The following is an 18,198-nucleotide window of genomic DNA, read 5'->3' on the forward strand; positions in this document are numbered from 1 at the left end:
CACACCCCTCGGGCCGAGCGGCAGCTTCGCGCAGAGGGGACGCGCGGAGTGGGACGCACCCCCGCGCGGGGGGCGGGGGGCGCCGGGCCGCGCCACGGCGGTGAGTGGTCGGCCTACCGGCCCTGCCCGCATTCGCGGGCGGGAGTATTCGGGGAGCGAGGGGCTTCGCCCACCGGGCCGCGCCCGGGATGTGGGAGGTCAGCGCCCCTGCCCGCACTCGCGGACCGGAGTGATCGGGCGGGTGGGTGGGTGGTACGCACGCCCTGCGCGCAGCGCGGGGGCTCCGTCCACCGTGCCGCGCCCGGCGGTGAGAGATCGGCCTACCGCACGCCCCGCGCGCAGCGCGGGGGCTTCGCCCACCGCACCCCGCACTCGGCGGTGAGAGGTCGGCGCACCACCCCGGCCCCCCGGACCCGGCGGCGAACCCGCCCCCCGCGCCGCCTCAGAAGCCGTGTCGCGCGCCGCCGTCCACCGGGACCATCACGCCGGTCAAGTACGACGCCGCCGGCGACAGCAGGAACGCCGCCGCGTTGCCGAACTCCTCCGGCGTTCCGTAGCGCCGCAGCGGGATGCGGGACTCGTTCGCCGTGCGGGCCGCGTCCGCGTCGCCCGAGAGCGCGTCGAGTTCGCGCACGCGGTCCGTGTCGATGCGGGAGGGGAGCAGGCCCACGACCCGGATGCCCTGCGGGCCCAGCTCGTCCGAGAGGGACTTCGCGAAGCCGGCCAGGCCCGGGCGCAGGCCGTTGGAGATCGTCAGGCCCGGGATCGGCTCATGGACCGAGCCGGACAGGACGAAGCCGATGACACCGCCCTCGCCGAGCGCCGCGGCCGCCGTGCGGGCCAGCCGTACGGCGCCGAGGAACACCGTCTCGAACGCGGAGCGCCACTGCTCGTCCGTGTTGTCCGCGGCAAACCCCGGCGGCGGGCCACCCACGCTGATCAGAATGCCGTCGAAGCGGCCGAAGTGCGCCCGCGCCGCGGCGACAAGGCGCTCCGCCCCCGCCGGGTCGCCATTGTCCGAGGCGATGCCCATCGCGTTCGGGCCGAGCTCGGCGGCGGCGTCCGCGACGGACTTCGCGTCGCGCCCGGTGATGACGACCTTCGCGCCGTCCGCGACCAGCGCCCGCGCACCGGCATTTCCCAGCCCCCGCGACGCACCCGTGACGACGTAGACGCGGTCCTTCAGTCCAAGATCCATGGCCCTATCCTGCCGCCTCCTCCCGGGACAGCGCGAGGGCCGAGTTCGCCAGCGCGATATGGCTGAACGCCTGCGGGAAGTTGCCGAGCTGGCAACGGGCCACCGGGTCGTACTCCTCGGCGAGCAGCCCGACATCGTTGCGCAGGAGGAGCAGCCGCTCGAAGAGCTCCCGCGCCTCCTTCACCCGCCCCGTCATCCGCAGCGCGTCCACCAGCCAGAACGAGCAGGCCAGAAAGGCTCCTTCACCTCCGGGCAGCCCGTCGACCGCCTTGCCCTCGGTGCTGTAGCGGCGTACGAGAGCGCCGTTGGCCCCCAGCTCGTCCCGTACCGCGTCCACCGTCCCGATCACCCGCGGATCGTCCGGCGGCAGAAATCCGACCCGCGGAATGAGCAGCGCCGCCGCGTCGAGTTCGTCGGAGCCGTAGGACTGCATGAAGGCGTTCCGCTGCGGGTCGTACCCCTTCTTGCACACCTCCTGGTGTACCTCGTCCCGCATCGCCCGCCACCGGTCCGCTTCGCCGCGTATCGAGGGATTGGCCTCCAGGGTGCGCACGGCGCGGTCCGCCGCCACCCACGCCATCACTTTGGAGTGCACGAAGTGACGGCGGGGGCTCCGCACTTCCCACAGCCCCTCGTCCGGCTCGCGCCACTTGGACTCCAGGAAGCCGAGCAGGCTGAGCTGCAGATTCCAGGCGTGCTTCTCCGCAGCCAGACCCGCCTCCCGGGCCACAAAGAGGGAGTCGATGACCTCTCCGTACACATCGAGCTGCAGCTGCTCCACGGCACGATTGCCGACGCGGACCGGCGCGGAGCCCGCGTAGCCTCTCAGCCACGGCAGCTCGGTCTCGGGGAGTCGGCGCTCGCCCGCCACCCCGTACATGATCTGCAGGTCCGCCGGGTCGCCGGCGACCGCGCGCAGCAGCCAGTCACGCCAGGCCTTCGCCTCGTCCAGATAGCCGGCTGTCAGCAGTGCGCCGAGCGTGAGAGTGGAGTCGCGCAGCCAGCAGTAGCGGTAGTCCCAGTTGCGTACGCCGCCGAGCTCTTCCGGCAGAGAGGTGGTGGGCGCGGCGACGATCCCGCCGGTCGGGGCGTAGGTGAGCGCCTTGAGGGTGATCAGCGAGCGGATGATCGCCTCGCGGTACGGGCCCTCGCTCGCGCAGCCCGAGGACCACGCGGCCCAGTCCGCCAGGCTGTTCTCCAGCGCTTCGTGGGGGTCGATGAGCTCCGGCCGCGGCATGTGCGAGGGATACCAGGTCAGGACGAACGCGACCTTCTCGCCCGGGCCGACCGTGAACGACGAGCGGGTGCTGAACTGCTGACCCCACGTCTTGACGTTCGGCTCGCTGCGCAGCCATACGGAGTCGGGGCCGGCGACCGCCACCCGGTGGCCGTCCGCGCGCCGCATCCACGGCACGATGGAGCCGTGGTCGAAGCGAATCCGCAGGACGGCGCTCATATCGACCGTGCCGCTGACGCCCTCCACGATCCGCATGACATCGGGGGTCGTGTCGCGCTGTGGCATGAAGTCGATGACCTTGACCGTGCCGGTGCGCGTCTCCCACACCGACTCCAGGACGAGCGAGTCGCCGATGTAACGGCGGCTGGTGCAAAGGCCCGCGTCCTTCGGGGCGATCCGCCAGTGGCCGTTGTCCTCGTCGCCGACCAGCGCGGCGAAGCAGGCCGCCGAGTCGAAGCGGGGCAGGCACAGCCAGTCGATGGAGCCGTCCTTGCCGACCAGCGCGGCGGACTGCAGATCGCCGATGAGGGCGTAGTCCTCAATGCGTAACGTCACGCTGTCGCGTGTTCCCGCTGGGCGCGGGGGTTAAGCAGCCGTGTCCCGTGCCACGGGCGGCTGTCAGACCGTCGCGGGGGCGGGCTCCGGGGCGTCCTGCGCCGCCGCGGCCGCGCGGTCGCGCTTCTCACGCCGTACGAGAATCACCCAGCCGACGGGTACCGCCGCCGTGAAGAGCCACCACTGGACGGCGTACGCCATGTGCGCGCCGATGGAGTCGTGGTCGGGGTCCGGGATCAGTTCGGGGCTGCTGCCGGCGGGCTCGGGCGCGGTCTGCTCCAGATAGCCGCCGAGCACGGTCCGGCCCAGGGCCTTGGCCTGTTGCGCGCTGCTGATCAGCATGACCTGGCGGGACGGCAGACCGGCCAGGTCCTTGATGCCGCTGGCCTTCGTCGTCTCGTCGGCCTTGAGCCGGCCGGTGACGGTCACGGTGCCCTTGGGCGCGGGCGGCACGGAGGGGAAGGCTCGCTGGTCGGCGGCGGCCGGGATCCAGCCGCGGTTGATCAGGACCGCCCGGCCGTCAGCCAGGATCAGCGGGGTCAGTACATGGAAGCCGACCCGGTCGTCGGCGGAGGTGCGGCGGCGTACGACGACTTCGTGCGAGGTGTCGTAGGTGCCGGTGGCGGTGGCCTGCCGCCAGTAGTCGGCGCGCGGGACGGTGTGTCCGGGGGAGGTGAGCCCGGTCACGGGGAGGGGCTTCGCCTCGAGGTTCTTGGCGATCAGGGTGTTCTGCGCGACCCGGTGCTGATGCCGGTGGAACTGCCAGAAGCCCAGCTCGATCATCGTGGGGATGAGCACGAGACCGATGAGGGTGAGGATCACCCACTGGCGGGACAACAGGAAGCGGTACACGGCTTCGACCGTACCTGCCGCGGCCTGCGGCCCGGACGTGGGGTCCACGTCCGGGTGCCCGGTCACACCTTGTCGACGATGCCCGCCCTCCCCTCCGCGCGGGCGCAGTGCCCGCCGCAGTACCAGTGGCCATCGACCTCGACGCCCTGGCCGATGATCTGGACCCGGCAGTGCTCACAGATGGGCGCCATGCGGTGAATGGCGCAGGAGAAGCAGTCGAAGACGTGCACCGCGCCCTGCGCGTGCACCTCGAAGGACATCCCGTAGTCGTTTCCGCATACCTCGCAACGTGCCATGCGCCACAGGGTGGGACGCGAGACCGCCGCTCGGCGAGCGGGCGGCGGGCGAGTCGCGCCGGGTTCACTCCGATGCGGGCGCGGGTGCGGGTGCGGGTGCGGGCGCCGGTGTCGGTGTCGGCACCGGTGCGGATGATGCTGGTGCCACGTCACGCAACAGCTGTGTGAAGGCAGCCTCGTCGACGACCGGCGTGCCGTACGACTTCGCCTTGAGCGTCTTCGAGGTCGACGCCTCCGGATCGTTGGTCACCAGCAGACTGGTCAGCCGGGACACGCTGGTCGCGACATGCAGCCCCGCCTCGATCGCCCGGTCCTCCAGCAGCTCCCGGTCGACGGAGGTGTCGCCGGAGAACGCCACCCGCATCCCCTGCATCAGCAGCCCGCCCACTTCGTACCGCCCGGGGTTGGGGTAGGGACAGGCCGGGCGCTTGCGCGAGGGCCGCCAGCTGCTCTGTCCGTACGAAGCCTGGTAGCCGATCCGCGGGGCCGCGGGGGAGTCCGACCACTCGGTGAGCGGACGGCACTCGAGCAGCGGCAGCCGCACCCCGTCGCGTGCCGCGCTGTGCAGACTCGGCCGGAACGCCTCGGCGAGCACCCGCGCATCGTCCAGCGCGTGGTGCGCCCGCTGCTGCACGACCCCGAAGTGCGCGGCGAGCGACTCCAGCTTGTGGTTGGGCAGCGGCAGCCGCAGCTCCTTGGAGAGGGCGATGGTGCACAGCCGCTGCCGGGTGGGCGCGGTGCGCTGCGCCCGCGCGTACTCCCGGGCGATCATCGACCAGTCGAACATGGCGTTGTGCGCGACAAGGACCCTGCCGTCCAGCCGCTCGGAGAACTCAACGGCGATCTCGTCGAACAGCGGCGCGCCCTCCAGCACATCGCTCGTCAGACCGTGGATCCACACCGGACCCGGATCCCGCTCCGGGTTGACGAGGGTGTACCAGTGGTCCTCGACATTGCCCTGGGCGTCGAGGCGGTACACGGCAGCGGAGATTATCCGGTCCTCGCGAGCGAGTCCGGTGGTCTCCACGTCGACGACCGCGTACCCCTGGGGATACGCGGCCGGCCACGCCGTTGCTGCGGTTGTACGGTCGTCGAGCATGGTCACAGAGAATACGGGCCCGCACTGACAACTCCGGATCGGCCCGGTCGCCGCGCGGCCCGCCCGAGCCGGGTGTCACGGCTCGAGCAACGCGCTCACCAACGCCCGTACGGACGAGGTGAAAAGCCTCTCAGGATCCGCCGGCCGGGCCAGCGCCCGCGCCAGGGCCGGGTCGTGTTCCGCCGTCCTCGCGTCCCACAGCTCGCCCTCGCCGGGCGACTGGACCGGTGAGCGTTCGCGGTTGCGCTCGACGAGTACGAAGCCGACGACCTGGAACTGCACCGCGCGCACCGCCTCCGCGGCGCGCGCCCCGCGCAGCCCCGCGGCGTGCACCTCGTGGACGAGCGCCTGTTGCGCGGGCAGGAACATCCGTTCTGTGAGCCCCCGTTCGTGGACCATCGCGATCAGATGGGGCCGCTCGCGCAGCTCGCGGCGGAGCCTGCGGGCGACCGAGACGACACGCTGGGCGGGCGTGCGGCCGACGGGCCGGATCGCGCCCATCTCCTGGACCGTGCGCTCGACCAGTGCGTCCAGCAGCGACTCGCGGTTGCCGACATGCCAGTAGATCGAGGTGACCGCCGTGCCGAGGTCGGCGGCGAGCCCCCGCATCGTCAGGGCCTGTGGGCCGTGCTGCTTGACGAGGGCGGCCGCCGCGTCGAGGACCTCGTCGCGGGTCAGGGCGGTGCGCATGGTGCCCCCAATTCTCGGGCGTGCGGGGCTCTTTACCCTTCATCGGCAGCGGTGTAACTGTGTTACAGACCCCCGGAAAGGAACACCCCACGAAGGGCGGCAGACATGGCACGCGTACGGTACGGCGCGCGCACGGAGGCGGAGATCGCCGCGGCCCGCGCATCCAGTTCCAAGCTCCCCGACATCTGGTCCACCGGCGTGGTGGCGGTGTGGGAGAGCGACCCGGACGCGGTGGCGGCTGTGCTGCCGCCGCCGCTCAAGCCCACCGAACGGCCCCTCGTACGGGCCAACATCAGCAAGGTCGACCTGCCCGGCTGTCCTCCCCCGCAGCCTTCGGCGCGGGAGGTACCCCCAGGTGCCGGCTCGGTGGCGGTTGCCGCGCTGCACGACGGGCGCGAGGGCTGGTATCCGCTCGTCATGCCGATGACCCACGAGCGCGCGCTGATCGGCGGACGTGAGGTGTTCGGCGAGCCGAAGAAGCTGGGCGAAGTCACGGTCGAGCGCGACGGCCTGGTCGTACGGGCCGTGCTCGCCCGGCACGGCATCGCCTTCGTCGAGGTGCGGGGCGCGGTGGACGGACCGCTTCCGCTGCCCGAGCCGGCCGAGAAGCTCGACTTCTACTTCAAGTTCCTGCCCGCGGTCGACGGCCAGGGCTTCGACGCCGACCCCGTACTCGTCCACTGCACCCGCAACGAGAAGTTCCGCAAGCTGGAGAAGCTCACCGGCGATGTGGTGCTGCGCGAGTCGATGTACGACCCCGTCGCGGACCTCCCCGTACGCCGCGTCGTCGAGCTCACCATCGGCGAGAAGACCACCGACCAGAAGGGCCGGGTCGCGGAACGCGTGAGCGCGCAGGCGCTGCTGCCCTACATCCACCAGCGCTACGACGACCCGCAGCAGATCCTCGACGGCCCCGCGGCGGGAAGTGTCTGATGGAGCTGACAGCAGGGCAGGTCGCCGTCGTCACCGGCGCCGCGAGCGGCATCGGGCTCGCCATGGCCCGCCGCTTCGCCGCCGAAGGGCTGAAGGTCGTCCTCGCGGACGTCGAGGAGGCGGCGCTGCACAAGGCCGCGGACGAGCTCGCGGAGGACGGTGCGCAGGTGCTCGCCCGCACCGTCGACGTCGGCGAGCGGGAATCCGTACACGCCCTGGCGGACGCCGCGTTCGAGACCTTCGGCGCCGTCCATGTGCTGTGCAACAACGCGGGTGTCGGCTCCGGCGCCGAGGGCCGGATGTGGGAGCACGAGCCGAACGACTGGAAGTGGGCCTTCGCCGTCAATGTCTGGGGCGTCTTCCACGGCATCCAGGCCTTCGTACCGCGCATGATCGCGAGCGCAGAGCCCGGCCATGTCGTCAACACCTCGTCGGGCGACGGCGGGATCGCGCCGCTGCCCACCGCCTCCGTGTACGCCGTCACCAAGGCGGCCGTCGTGACGATGACCGAGTCGCTGTACGCGCACCTCAGGGCGGAGCACGCGCGCGTGGGCGCCTCCGTGCTCTTCCCCGGACCGCACATGCTGCGCACCGGACTGTGGGAGTCGCACCGCAACAGGCCGCAGCGGTACGCCAAGGAGCGGCCGCGCAGAACTCCGTACCGCAGCCTCGGCCAGTGGGAGTCGGCGATGAAGGACGCCGGGCACGAGGTGACGTTCACACAGGTCGAGGAGGTCGCCGCGTTCGTCGTGGACGGGATCCGCGCGGACCGCTTCTGGATGCTCCCGGCGAGTGAGCACAGCGACCGGCAGATCCGCGCCAGGTCGCAGTCGATGCTCGACCGGGCCGACCCGTCGTATCTCGAGAGCTTCATCCTGGACTGAGGGGCGTGCGATGACCGATACGAACGACCCGTACCTGATCGTCTCCTCCGACTGCCACGCCGGGCTGCCGACCGAGCGGTACCGGCCCTATCTGGACTCCCGGTTCCACCGGGACTTCGACGCATTTCTCGCGGGCCGCGACCGCCGCCGCGAGGAGATGACCCGCCTCGGCGTACGCAACGAGGCCTTCGCGAGCAAATGGTTCAGCGACAACGAGGAAGGACTGAAGGGCGGTTGGGACAACGCCCAGCGGCTCAAGGAGCTCGACGGCGACGGGGTGGCGGCCGAGGTCGTCTTCCCGGACGCGGACGCCGTCGACAGCCGGACCGCCGCGCCCTTCGGGGTGGGCCTCGGGCTCTCCGGCGACCAGGACCCCGACCTCGGCATGGCGGGCGCGCAGGCGCACAATCGCTGGCTCGCCGAATTCGTCTCCGCCAGTCCCGAACGGCACTGCGGGGTCGCCCTGCTGCCCGTCACCGGCGAGGTGGAGCGGGTCGTCGCCGAGATCCACCTGGCCAGGGAGTCCGGCCTCGGGGCGCTGATGATCCCCTCGATGTGGGTGGACAAGGAGCCGTACCACGACCGGCGTTACGACCCGATCTGGGCGGCCGCGGCCGAGACCGGCATGCCCATGGTCACCCACTCCGGCGCCGCCCCGCGCCATGAGTACGGTGACCACCTCGGCATCTATGTCTCCGAGGTCACCTGGTGGCCGGCCCGCCCGCTGTGGTTCCTTCTCTGGTCCGGCGTCTTCGAGCGCCATCCGGGCCTGAAGTTCGGCGTCGCCGAGTCGGGCTGCTGGTGGCTGCCGAACCTCCTCTGGTTCATGGACCGGCTCTACCTCGGCGCGCACGGCGGCAAGAAGCTGTCGCCGTTCGCCGAGCTGAAGCGACCACCGAGCGAGTATCTCGACCGGCAGATCTTCATCTGCGCCACCAACACCAAGCGGCGCGAGCTCGCGCAGCGGTACGAGATCGGCGTCGACAACATCCTCTGGGGAAGCGACTTCCCGCACCCCGAGGGCACCTGGCCGAAGACGAGGGAGTGGCTGAGGAACACCTTCCACGACGTCCCGGTCGCCGAGACCCGCCGGATGCTGGGCCTGGCCGCGGCGGAGGTCTTCGGCTTCGACACCGGCAGGCTGGCCCCGATCGCCCGCCGCATCGGCCCCACCCCGGCCGAACTGGGCCAGCCCGAGGACCAGTCGGCGGTCGAGGCGTCCTGGGCGAGGTCGCGGGAGGTCGGCCGGCACTGGCTGACCGACCACGACTTCCCGGTGATGGGAGCCGGCTGATGGACCGCTACACAGTCATCTCCGCAGACTGTCACGCGGGGGCCGATCTCCTCGACTACAAGCCGTACTTGGAGAAGAGCCACCACGACGACTTCGACGCCTGGGCGGATGCGTACGTCAACCCGTACGAGGACCTCCTCGCCGACACCGCCGACCGCAACTGGAACTCGGACCGCAGGGTGGCCGAGCTGGAGGCCGACGGCATCGTCGCCGAGGTCGTCTTCCCCAACACCATCCCGCCCTTCTTCCCCAGCGCCTCACTGATGGCCCCGGCACCGTCGCGGGAGGAGCACGAGCAGCGCTGGGCGGGTCTGCGTGCCCACAACCGCTGGCTCGCCGACTTCTGCGCGGCGGCCCCCGGACGGCGGGCGGGCGTCGCGCAGATCCTGCTGGGCGACGTCGACGAGGCGGTCCGCGAGGTCCGCCGCTCCAAGGAGGCGGGTCTCACCGGCGGGATCCTGCTGCCAGGTACGCCACCGGGCTCGGGCCTGCCGGAGTTGTACTCGCAGACGTACGACCCGATCTGGGCCGTCTGCGACGAGCTCGGCGTACCGGTCAACCACCACGGCGGTTCGGCGTCGCCGCCGCTCGGCGAAGAACCGGCCGCCCGCGCGGTGTTCATGGTGGAGACCACCTGGTTCTCGCACCGGGCCCTGTGGCATCTGATCTTCGGCGGTGCCTTCCGCCGCCACCCGGACCTGAAGCTGGTCCTCACCGAGCAGGGCTCGGGCTGGATCCCGGGCGTGCTCGACATGTTGGACTACTACCACGGGCGGCTGGTCGCGGCGGCTTCGCGAGCCTCCACGGCGGAGTCCAAGTTCGGTGCCGGGCTTGCCGCTTCGATGGGCAAGGGCCCGAGCGAGGTATGGCGCGACAACTGCTTCGTCGGCGCGAGCTTCATGCGCCCGCACGAGGTGCCGCTGCGCCACCGGATCGGCCTGGACAAGATCATGTGGGGCAGCGACTATCCGCACGACGAAGGCACCACCCCGTACTCCCGCGAAGGCCTCCGCATCGCCTACGCGGGTCTGCCGAGGGACGAGGTCGCGGCGATGGCCGGCGGCAACGCCGCCCGCGTCTACGGCTTCGACCTCGGCCTCCTCGCCCCGATCGCGGCGGAGGTGGGCCCCACGGTCGAGGAGATCGCCGAGCCGCTGGCCGAGATCCCGGCGGACGCGACGAGCCCCGCTTTCGCCCGGGGCGGGTCGGTGCGGGTGTGGTGAGCCCGGGGCGGGTCGTTGCGCGTGTGGTGAACCCCGGGGTGAGACCCTCCCCGGGTGACTGACGCATCCCGGGGCGCACCCCACGACGAAGCTCACGGCGAGGCCCTCGGCGTGCGCCTCAACTGGCTCCGCGCCGCGGTCCTCGGCGCCAACGACGGCATCGTCTCCACCGCGGGCCTCGTCGTCGGCGTCGCGGGCGCCACCGGCTCGCGCGCCACTCTGCTCACGGCGGGTCTCGCCGGACTGCTGGCCGGCTCGATGTCCATGGCGGCCGGTGAGTACGTCTCCGTATCCACCCAGCGCGACTCCGAGAAGGCGGCACTGGCAGTGGAGCGGCGCGAGCTGCGCGAACAGCCGGAGGAGGAACTGGAGGAGCTGACCGGCATGTTGGCGGACCGCGGCCTCTCGCCGGAGGTGGCCCGCGAGGCCGCCGTCCAGCTCACCGAACGCGACGCCCTGCGCGCCCACGCGCGCATGGAGCTCGGCATCAACCCGGACGAGCTGGCCAACCCGTGGCACGCGGCGGGCGCGAGCTTCCTTGCGTTCACGGTGGGCGCGCTGCTCCCGCTGCTGGCGATCGTCCTGCCGCACTCGTCCCTGCGCCTGCCGGTCACGGTCCTCTCGGTGCTCGCGGCCCTGTGTCTGACGGGCTGGTGGAGCGCCCGCCTGGGCGCGGCGGCGGTGGGTCCGGCGGTGCTTCGCAACGTCGGCGGGGGAGCGCTGGCGATGGCCGTGACGTACGGCGCGGGGTCACTGCTCGGCGCGGTGGGGGTCTGAGGGCCGGACAGTCCGACGCCCGAGTTGGCAGAAGTCACCAAAAGTAGCTGACAAGACGTCTCGCATACTTGTGGGTAACAACGTCTAGCCGTGGTCCGGCCCCCGCCTCTACGGTGCTCGCATGCCGAACCTGCCCGATGTCGTGCTGTGGTCGATACCCGCCTTTGTGCTGCTCACCGTCCTGGAGATAGTGAGCTACCGGTTCCATCCGGACGAGGACGCCGCCGGCTACGAGACGAAAGACGCCGCCACCAGCATCGGGATGGGGCTCGGCAGTCTCGTCTTCGACGTCCTGTGGAAGATCCCCATCGTCGCGATCTACACCGCGGTCTACGAACTCACCCCCGCCCGCGTCCCCGTCCTGTGGTGGACCATCCTGCTGATGCTGCTCGCGCAGGACTTCTTCTACTACTGGTCCCACCGCGGCCACCACGTCATCCGGATCCTGTGGGCCTGCCATGTCGTCCATCACTCCAGCCGGAAGTTCAATCTCTCCACCGCGCTGCGTCAGCCCTGGACGAGTCTGACCGTCTGGCCGTTCTATCTGCCGCTCATCGCCTGCGGCGTGCATCCGGCCGCGCTCGCCTTCTGTTCGTCCGCAAACCTCGTGTACCAGTTCTGGGTGCACACCGAGCGGATCGACAAGCTGCCGCGGCCCTTCGAGTACGTACTGAACACGCCCTCCCACCACCGGGTGCACCACGCGTCCCAAGGCGGCTATCTGGACCGGAACTTCGGCGGGATCCTGATCGTGTGGGACCGGCTCTTCGGGTCCTTCGCGCCGGAGACCGAGCGGCCCGTCTTCGGGCTCACCAAGAACATCGAGACGTACAACCCGCTGCGGGTGGCCACGCACGAGTACGCGGCGATCGCCCGGGACGTACGGGCCGCCCGCACCTGGCGCGAGCGGGCCGGGCGGGTCTTCCGCGGGCCCGGCTGGCAGCCGGCCGTCCAGATGGCCGCTGCCGAGCCGGAGCGGGTCGCGTGATCTGGGGCAGCTCCGTCTCGCGCGAGCGGCTCGGCCGAATACTCCTCGGCGCGTTCTTCCTCGCCGTCGGCTGCGACCTCGCCTCGCTCGCCCTCGGTATCGACGCCGGGCACACCGCCGCCAAGCCCCTGCTCATGCCGCTGCTCACGGCGTACGCCGCCACCCGCGGCGCACCCCGCATGCTCCTCGCCGCGCTCCTCTTCGGCTGGGGCGGCGATGTCTTCCTGCTCTCCGGCGCGGACTGGGCCTTCCTCGTCGGGATGGGGTCCTTCGCCGCCGGACACGTCTGCTATCTGCTGCTGTTCCGGCATACGCGCACCTCACCGCTCCTCGCGGGCGTCTACGGCATCGCTCTCGTCGGCGCCGTCGCGCTCCTGTGGCCCGACCTCCCCGCCGATCTGCGCATCCCGGTCGCCGGGTACTCCGTGCTGCTCACCGCCATGGCCTGCCGGGCGAGCGGGCTCGGCCTCGTCGCGGGCGCGGGCGGGGCGCTGTTCCTGCTCTCCGACATGCTCATCGCCACCGGTGTCGCCGAATGGCCGCAGCTGCCCGTACCCGACTTCTGGATCATGCTCACCTACTGCGCGGCGCAGTTGCTGCTGGCCACTGGCGTGCTCGCATCATCACGCCGTAACGCGATCACGCCGTAACGCGATCACGCCGTAACGCGATCACGTCGTAACGAGGCCGACGCGGTGCAGCCCTCACGCGACCGTACTCAGCGCCACTCGGGCGCGTCCGTGCCCCAAATGCCGGGCGGACGCGCCCAGTTGGCCGGACCGCCCGCGAAGGAGACCGGCGGCAGGGCGTGCCGTAGCCGCCCCATGGGGCTGTCCGTCTCGGTGAGCCAGGGCTCGGGGTCGTACGCCGCTTCCTCGGGCTTACCTCTCTCGAGGCCGTTCACCAGCCAGGCCGCCGTCTGGGAGAGGGCGAGCCGCACCAGCCTGGCTCCGCCCTCGTCGTGCTGGTCGGTGAGGGCGCGCAGGACGCCTGCCGCCAGCAGATATCCGGTGCCGTGGTCCAGGGCCTGGGCGGGCAGTGCGCCGGGCTGTCCCTGATCGCCCTCGATCGCGGCGATGCCCGTGGCCACTTGCACCAGGCTGTCGAAGCCGCGCCGCTCGCGCCAGGGCCCGTACCGCCCCCAGGCGGAGAGCTGGGCGACGACCAGCCCGGGCCGGCGGACGGCCAGCGCCTCGGGCGTCAGCCCCGGGAAGCGGTCCAGGGCGCCCGGCCGGTAGCCCAGCACCACCACATCGGCGCTCTCCAGCAGCTCCTCGAAGATCCGCCGGTCGCCCCGGTCGCCCCGGTCGCCCCGGTCGCCCCGGTCGCCCCGGTCGCCCCGGTCGCCGAGATCGAGCCGCGTCGAGCACTTCCCCATGCCGGTGTCGTTGTGCGCCTCCTGGCTCTCCGGCAGTTGGGGAGCATCGATGCGCAGCACATCCGCGCCGAGCAGCGCGAGCGTGCGGGTGGCGACCGGCCCGGCGAGCACGCGGGTGAGGTCGAGGACCCGCAGCCCGGCGGCCGGCAGAGTCACCTCTCCGGTCAACTCGGGGAGCCGACGCGGTGGTTGCTCTCCCAAGTCGTAGAGCGGCGTGCGTGTCAGCAGCGGCGCGGCGGCAGCCAGCGCTCCCTGCTCGTGTGCCGCCCACTCCTCGGGCGTACGGGCGGCGACCGCAAGACCGCCCGCCGCGTACACCGTCTCCTCGACCTCCGCGGCTCCGCGCCGGCCGATCACGTCCGCGACGGCCTCCACGCCGGCGTCGGCCGGCAGCCCGAGACAGGCCAGCAGCCTGGCACGGTGGTGCGGGTAGTTGGCGTGCGTACGGACCCACCCGTCGGCCGCCTGCCAGAAGCGGGACAGGGGAGCGAAGGTCGTCGGCGTCTCGCCGTCGACCCGTACCAGCCGGTCGCTGAGGAACGCCGCGGTCACCGCTCCGTCGTCGACGCGGACGGACGGGACGGGGCCGCCGGTGCGGCGTGCGGCGAGTTCGGCCGCGGCCAGTGCGCAGACCGCCACGGTGGAGCGTGCCAGCTCCATGACGGGCAGTTCGGCGGGCAGTCCGCCCGTGCCTTCGTACCGGACGCGGTCGAGGAGGGCGGGATCGCCGCCGAGCGCCGCCCAGGCCTGGGCCGTACCACTGAGCGTTGCGTGGACCATGCAGCCACTATGGCACTCGGTGCCACAGAGAGGGGCCGGACGCGGAACCCCGCGCCCGGCCCCCGGGTCAAGCACTTCTACCGGCGAACCGCGTCCAGCGCGTCCGCGACGCCCGTCCCGTAGAAGCCGTTTTCACGCTTGCCGCCCTCGCACACCGCGTCGACCGTGCCGTCGCCGTTGATGTCATATGGGTTGGTGCACTCGGTGTCGTCGGCCTGCGCGTACAGCAGCGCCTTCACGCCCGGCGCCGAAGCGTGCGGGTGCGTCGACTTGATCAGCGCGACGACGCCCGCGACATGCGGCGAGGCCATGGACGTACCGGCCTTGTAGCCGTACCCGCCGCCAGGCAGCGTGGACAGGATCCGGCCGTCGACGGCCGGCGCGTCCGGCTTCTGGAAGAGGGTCGAATCGCCGCCCGGGGCGGAGATGTCGATCACGCCGAGGCCGTAGTTGGAGTACGAGGACTTCAGGTTCTTCGCGCCCAGAGCGGAGACGGTGACGACACCGGGGATCTGGGTCGGAATGTCCAGGCACTCCCGCGGGTTGATGACCCGCTCGACCGGAGTGGTGTCGTTCGGGCTCGTCGTGTCGGTGAGCTCGTCGGCGGCGAGGTCCATCCGGGAGTTGCCGGCCGCGGCGACGTTCACCGCGCCCTTGCGCTCCGCGTACCGGATGGCCCGGGCGTGTGCCTCGACCAGAGCCGCCTGGTCGGCGTCGTTCTTGCAGTTGAACAGCCACGGGTCGGTGTAGTAGCTGTTGTTGGTCACATCGACGCCGTGCTCGGCCGCCCAGACGAAGCCGCAGACGACCGCCTCGGTGTAGAAGAAGCCGTCCGGCTGCGACACCTTGATGCCGGAGACCTTCACGCCCGGCGCGACGCCGGTGACGCCGATGCCGTTCTTCGCCGCGGCTATCGTGCCCGCGACATGTGTGCCGTGGTCGCTCTCGCCCGGGCCGGGACGCCAGGCGCCGTCCGCGGTGTTGGGCGCGCCGCCCACGCAGCTGACCGACGCTGCGCGGTCGAAGTTCGGCGCGAGGTCCGGGTGCGTGTCGTCGACACCCGTGTCGATGACCGCGACCGTGACCTTCTTGCTGCCCAGCGTCTTCTCGTGGGCCTTGTCCGCCTTGATGGCGGGCAGGTCCCACTGCAGGGGCTCGAGCGGGTCCTGGTCCGCGTCCGCCTGGGCGGCCGCGGTCTTGGCCTCGGCGGCGGTGAGCGGACGCTCCGAATCGATCGCCGTGTCGGCCGCGGCGGTCAGCGGGGCCGTGCGAGTGACACCGGCCGACTGGACGCCCTTGACCGTACGGATCGTCTTGGCGAAGTCCGGGTTCTGCGAGTGGACGACGATGACGCCTATCTGGTCGTAGGCGATCACCACCGAGCCGCCGGCCTTGGCTATTGCCTTCTTGACCGATTTGGCGGTGCCGTGCCCGCCCTTGACGTTCACGACGTACGACAGCTTCGGGCCGTCGGTAACCACCGCGGCGGGTACTTCGTCCGCCGGAGCTGCCGAGGCGGCTCCCGCGGGGAGGAAGCCGAGCGAGGCCGTGAGCGCCAGACCGGCGGGCAGGGCAAGCACGCGCCGCCGTCTGGATCCCAGATGAGCCATGGGTTCTCCACATCATCCGTGACAAACCGGCCAGACGCACAGTGCGACTGGTCGGGTACATGACGAGCGAAGCTATCGCCGATCATGGGCCGCCATCAATGAGTTGGGGAAGAAATCGGCAGATAGGCCGGAGAAAGTCCGGCGAGTGTCCGGAAGAAAAAGGCCGATGTTGAACCGGTTCGGTGCGCTCTCCGTGCCGTTGTCAGGGGGTGGAGCAACATCAAACCGCCCCCGACTGTGAGGTCCCCTTGTCCATCCCCACCGCACCCGCGTCGCGAGGAGATTCCGTGGCTACCGATGCACTCCCGCCCCCCGGCGGTACGGACACCAGCCCCGCTCAGCCCACGACAGAGTCGTTCGTCGAGGTGCAGGAGAGTGCTGAATTCGGCGAACTGCGCCGCACATACCGCTCCTTCGCCTTCCCCCTGACCGTCGCATTCATCGCCTGGTACCTGCTCTACGTGCTGCTGTCCAACTACGCCGGCGGCTTTATGGGCACCAAGCTCTTCGGCAACATCAACGTCGCCCTCGTCTTCGGTCTCGCCCAGTTCGCCACCACCTTCCTCATCGCCTGGCTCTATTCGCGTCATGCCGCCGCGAAGCTCGACCCGAAGGCCGAAGCGATCAAGTCCCGCATGGAGGCCGACGCATGAGCTCCGCGTACGCCGTGTATCCCACCGTCCAGCTGGCCGCCGAGGGCGCGAGCGAACACCGGCCGCTGATCATCACGCTCTTCGCGTGCTTCGTCGTCGCGACCCTGTTCATCACCGTGTGGGCAGGACGCCAGACGAAGAACGCCGCCGACTTCTATGCGGGCGGCCGCCAGTTCACCGGCTTCCAGAACGGCCTTGCGGTCTCCGGCGACTACATGTCCGCCGCGTCCTTCCTCGGCATCGCGGGCGCCATCGCCCTGTTCGGTTACGACGGCTTCCTCTACTCGATCGGCTTCCTGGTCGCCTGGCTGGTCGCGCTGCTGCTCGTGGCCGAACCGCTGCGTAATTCCGGCCGCTACACGATGGGCGACGTCCTCGCCTACCGCATGCGCCAGCGCCCGGTCCGAACTGCCGCCGGAACCTCCACCATCGTCGTCTCGATCTTCTATCTGCTGGCGCAGATGGCGGGCGCGGGCGTGCTGGTCTCGCTGCTGCTCGGCATCACCAGCGACGCCGGCAAAATCGCGATCGTCGCCCTGGTCGGCGTACTGATGATCGTGTACGTCACCATCGGCGGCATGAAGGGCACCACCTGGGTGCAGATGGTCAAGGCCGTCCTGCTCATCGCGGGCACCTTGCTCATCACCTTCCTGATCCTGCTGAAGTTCAACTTCAACCTCTCCGACCTGCTCGGCACGGCGGCCTCGAACAGTGGCAAGGGGTCGGCCTTCCTGGAGCCGGGCCTCAAGTACGGCGCCACCAGCACCTCGAAGCTGGACTTCATCTCGCTCGGTATCGCCCTGGTGCTCGGCACCGCGGGTCTGCCGCACATCCTGATCCGCTTCTACACCGTGCCCACCGCCAAGGCTGCCCGTAAGTCCGTCAACTGGGCGATCGGCATCATCGGCGCGTTCTATCTGATGACGATCGTGCTCGGCTTCGGCGCCGCGGCGCTGCTCAAGCCCGCCGACATCATCGCCTCCAACAAGGCGGGCAACACGGCGGCGCCGCTGGCGGCCCTGGAGATCGGCGGCGGCTCGGGATCCACCGGTGGCGCCATACTGCTCGCGGTGATCTCCGCGGTCGCCTTCGCCACCATCCTCGCGGTGGTCGCGGGCCTGACCCTGGCGTCCTCGTCCTCCTTCGCGCACGACATCTACGCGAACGTCATCCGCAAGGGCAAGGCCACCGAGAAGGAAGAGGTCCGCGCGGCCCGCTGGGCGACGGTCGCCATCGGCGTCGTCTCCATCGGGCTCGGCGCAATGGCCCGCGATCTGAACGTCGCCGGCCTCGTCGCTCTCGCCTTCGCGGTCGCCGCGTCCGCGAACCTGCCGACGATCCTCTACAGCCTGTTCTGGAAGAGGTTCACCACGCAGGGTGCGCTGTGGTCCATCTACGGCGGTCTGACCTCGGCCGTGGTGCTGGTGCTGTTCTCGCCGGTCGTCTCCGGCAAGCCCACCTCCATGTTCAAGGAGGCGGACTTCTACTGGTTCCCGCTGGAGAACCCGGGCATCGTCTCGATCCCGCTGGGCTTCCTACTCGGCTGGCTCGGCTCTCTCCTGTCCAAGGAGGAGCCCGACAAGGGCAAGTACGCGGAGCTCGAGGTCAAGTCCCTCACCGGCACCGGAGCCCACTGAGCAGGACCGTTGTACGAGTCACGGGTCGCGGCCGTGTCGTAGAGTCCTACGACGCGGCCGCGCCGTACCTCGTGACAATCGGGCCCCACCATTGTCAGAGCTCTGGCGTAGGCT

At 70.8% G+C, this 18,198-nt stretch carries 17 protein-coding genes; 9 read left to right on the forward strand and 8 right to left on the reverse strand.

Annotation, left to right across the window (positions count from 1 at the left end; all coding sequences use genetic code 11):
- Window positions 1–442 precede the first annotated feature (442 nt).
- From ACH492_RS19930 to ACH492_RS19955, 6 genes are all read right to left on the reverse strand, one after another.
- Window positions 443–1,198 carry an SDR family oxidoreductase gene (locus ACH492_RS19930; RefSeq protein ID WP_398988262.1) on the reverse strand — a complete coding sequence of 252 codons (756 nt, stop codon included), beginning with the start codon at window positions 1,196–1,198 and terminating at the stop codon, window positions 443–445.
- 4 nt (window positions 1,199–1,202) lie between these two features.
- Window positions 1,203–2,990, reverse strand: a complete 1,788-nt coding sequence (locus ACH492_RS19935; RefSeq protein ID WP_398988264.1) for a glycoside hydrolase family 15 protein — start codon at window positions 2,988–2,990, stop codon at window positions 1,203–1,205.
- 63 nt (window positions 2,991–3,053) lie between these two features.
- On the reverse strand, window positions 3,054–3,842 hold the full coding sequence (locus ACH492_RS19940; protein WP_398988392.1) for an SURF1 family protein: 789 nt from the start codon (window positions 3,840–3,842) through the stop codon (window positions 3,054–3,056).
- 62 nt (window positions 3,843–3,904) lie between these two features.
- Window positions 3,905–4,138 (reverse strand): hypothetical protein, encoded by a 234-nt coding sequence (locus ACH492_RS19945; protein WP_307664289.1) that lies wholly within the window; start codon window positions 4,136–4,138, stop codon window positions 3,905–3,907.
- A 64-nt stretch (window positions 4,139–4,202) separates the two neighbouring features.
- On the reverse strand, window positions 4,203–5,243 hold the full coding sequence (locus tag ACH492_RS19950; RefSeq protein ID WP_398988267.1) for a DEDDh family exonuclease: 1,041 nt from the start codon (window positions 5,241–5,243) through the stop codon (window positions 4,203–4,205).
- A 69-nt stretch (window positions 5,244–5,312) separates the two neighbouring features.
- Entirely contained in the window at window positions 5,313–5,927 is a 615-nt protein-coding gene (locus ACH492_RS19955; protein ID WP_398988269.1) for a TetR/AcrR family transcriptional regulator, read from the reverse strand.
- 105 nt (window positions 5,928–6,032) lie between these two features.
- On the opposite strand from ACH492_RS19955, the gene ACH492_RS19960 reads away from it, so the two are divergent.
- The 7 genes from ACH492_RS19960 to ACH492_RS19990 all read left to right on the forward strand — a co-directional run bounded on the left by ACH492_RS19960 (window position 6,033) and on the right by ACH492_RS19990 (window position 12,676).
- Entirely contained in the window at window positions 6,033–6,860 is an 828-nt protein-coding gene (locus ACH492_RS19960) for an acetoacetate decarboxylase family protein (protein WP_398988271.1), read from the forward strand.
- Window positions 6,860–7,744, forward strand: coding sequence for an SDR family NAD(P)-dependent oxidoreductase (locus tag ACH492_RS19965; protein WP_398988273.1), 885 nt, complete (start codon window positions 6,860–6,862; stop codon window positions 7,742–7,744). The genes ACH492_RS19960 and ACH492_RS19965 overlap by 1 nt, the downstream gene beginning before the upstream one ends.
- 10 nt (window positions 7,745–7,754) lie before the next feature.
- Complete coding sequence (locus tag ACH492_RS19970; RefSeq protein ID WP_398988275.1) at window positions 7,755–9,038, forward strand: amidohydrolase family protein; 1,284 nt, start codon at window positions 7,755–7,757, stop codon at window positions 9,036–9,038.
- A complete protein-coding gene (locus ACH492_RS19975; protein WP_398988277.1) occupies window positions 9,038–10,261 on the forward strand; it encodes an amidohydrolase family protein in 1,224 nt (407 codons plus the stop codon). The genes ACH492_RS19970 and ACH492_RS19975 overlap by 1 nt, the downstream gene beginning before the upstream one ends.
- A gap of 54 nt (window positions 10,262–10,315) precedes the next feature.
- Window positions 10,316–11,038 carry a VIT family protein gene (locus tag ACH492_RS19980; RefSeq protein ID WP_398988279.1) on the forward strand — a complete coding sequence of 241 codons (723 nt, stop codon included), beginning with the start codon at window positions 10,316–10,318 and terminating at the stop codon, window positions 11,036–11,038.
- A gap of 121 nt (window positions 11,039–11,159) precedes the next feature.
- Window positions 11,160–12,026: a sterol desaturase family protein gene (locus ACH492_RS19985; protein WP_398988281.1), complete on the forward strand. Its 867-nt coding sequence runs from the start codon at window positions 11,160–11,162 to the stop codon at window positions 12,024–12,026.
- Window positions 12,023–12,676 (forward strand): lysoplasmalogenase, encoded by a 654-nt coding sequence (locus tag ACH492_RS19990; protein WP_398988283.1) that lies wholly within the window; start codon window positions 12,023–12,025, stop codon window positions 12,674–12,676. Before ACH492_RS19985 ends, ACH492_RS19990 begins: the two co-directional genes overlap by 4 nt.
- A 68-nt stretch (window positions 12,677–12,744) precedes the next feature.
- Here the strand turns inward: ACH492_RS19990 and ACH492_RS19995 are convergent, their stop codons facing one another.
- Window positions 12,745–14,184: a CoA transferase gene (locus tag ACH492_RS19995; RefSeq protein WP_398988285.1), complete on the reverse strand. Its 1,440-nt coding sequence runs from the start codon at window positions 14,182–14,184 to the stop codon at window positions 12,745–12,747.
- A gap of 77 nt (window positions 14,185–14,261) precedes the next feature.
- Entirely contained in the window at window positions 14,262–15,794 is a 1,533-nt protein-coding gene (locus ACH492_RS20000; protein WP_398988287.1) for a S8 family peptidase, read from the reverse strand.
- Window positions 15,795–16,081: 287 nt separating this feature from the next.
- Between ACH492_RS20000 and ACH492_RS20005 the strand changes: the two genes are divergently transcribed.
- Entirely contained in the window at window positions 16,082–16,447 is a 366-nt protein-coding gene (locus ACH492_RS20005) for a DUF485 domain-containing protein (protein ID WP_307664298.1), read from the forward strand.
- Window positions 16,444–18,084: a cation acetate symporter gene (locus tag ACH492_RS20010; RefSeq protein ID WP_398988289.1), complete on the forward strand. Its 1,641-nt coding sequence runs from the start codon at window positions 16,444–16,446 to the stop codon at window positions 18,082–18,084. The genes ACH492_RS20005 and ACH492_RS20010 overlap by 4 nt, the downstream gene beginning before the upstream one ends.
- Window positions 18,085–18,198 lie beyond the last annotated feature (114 nt).

Source organism: Streptomyces sp. NPDC019443 (assembly GCF_044389785.1).
Classification (GTDB): domain Bacteria; phylum Actinomycetota; class Actinomycetes; order Streptomycetales; family Streptomycetaceae; genus Streptomyces.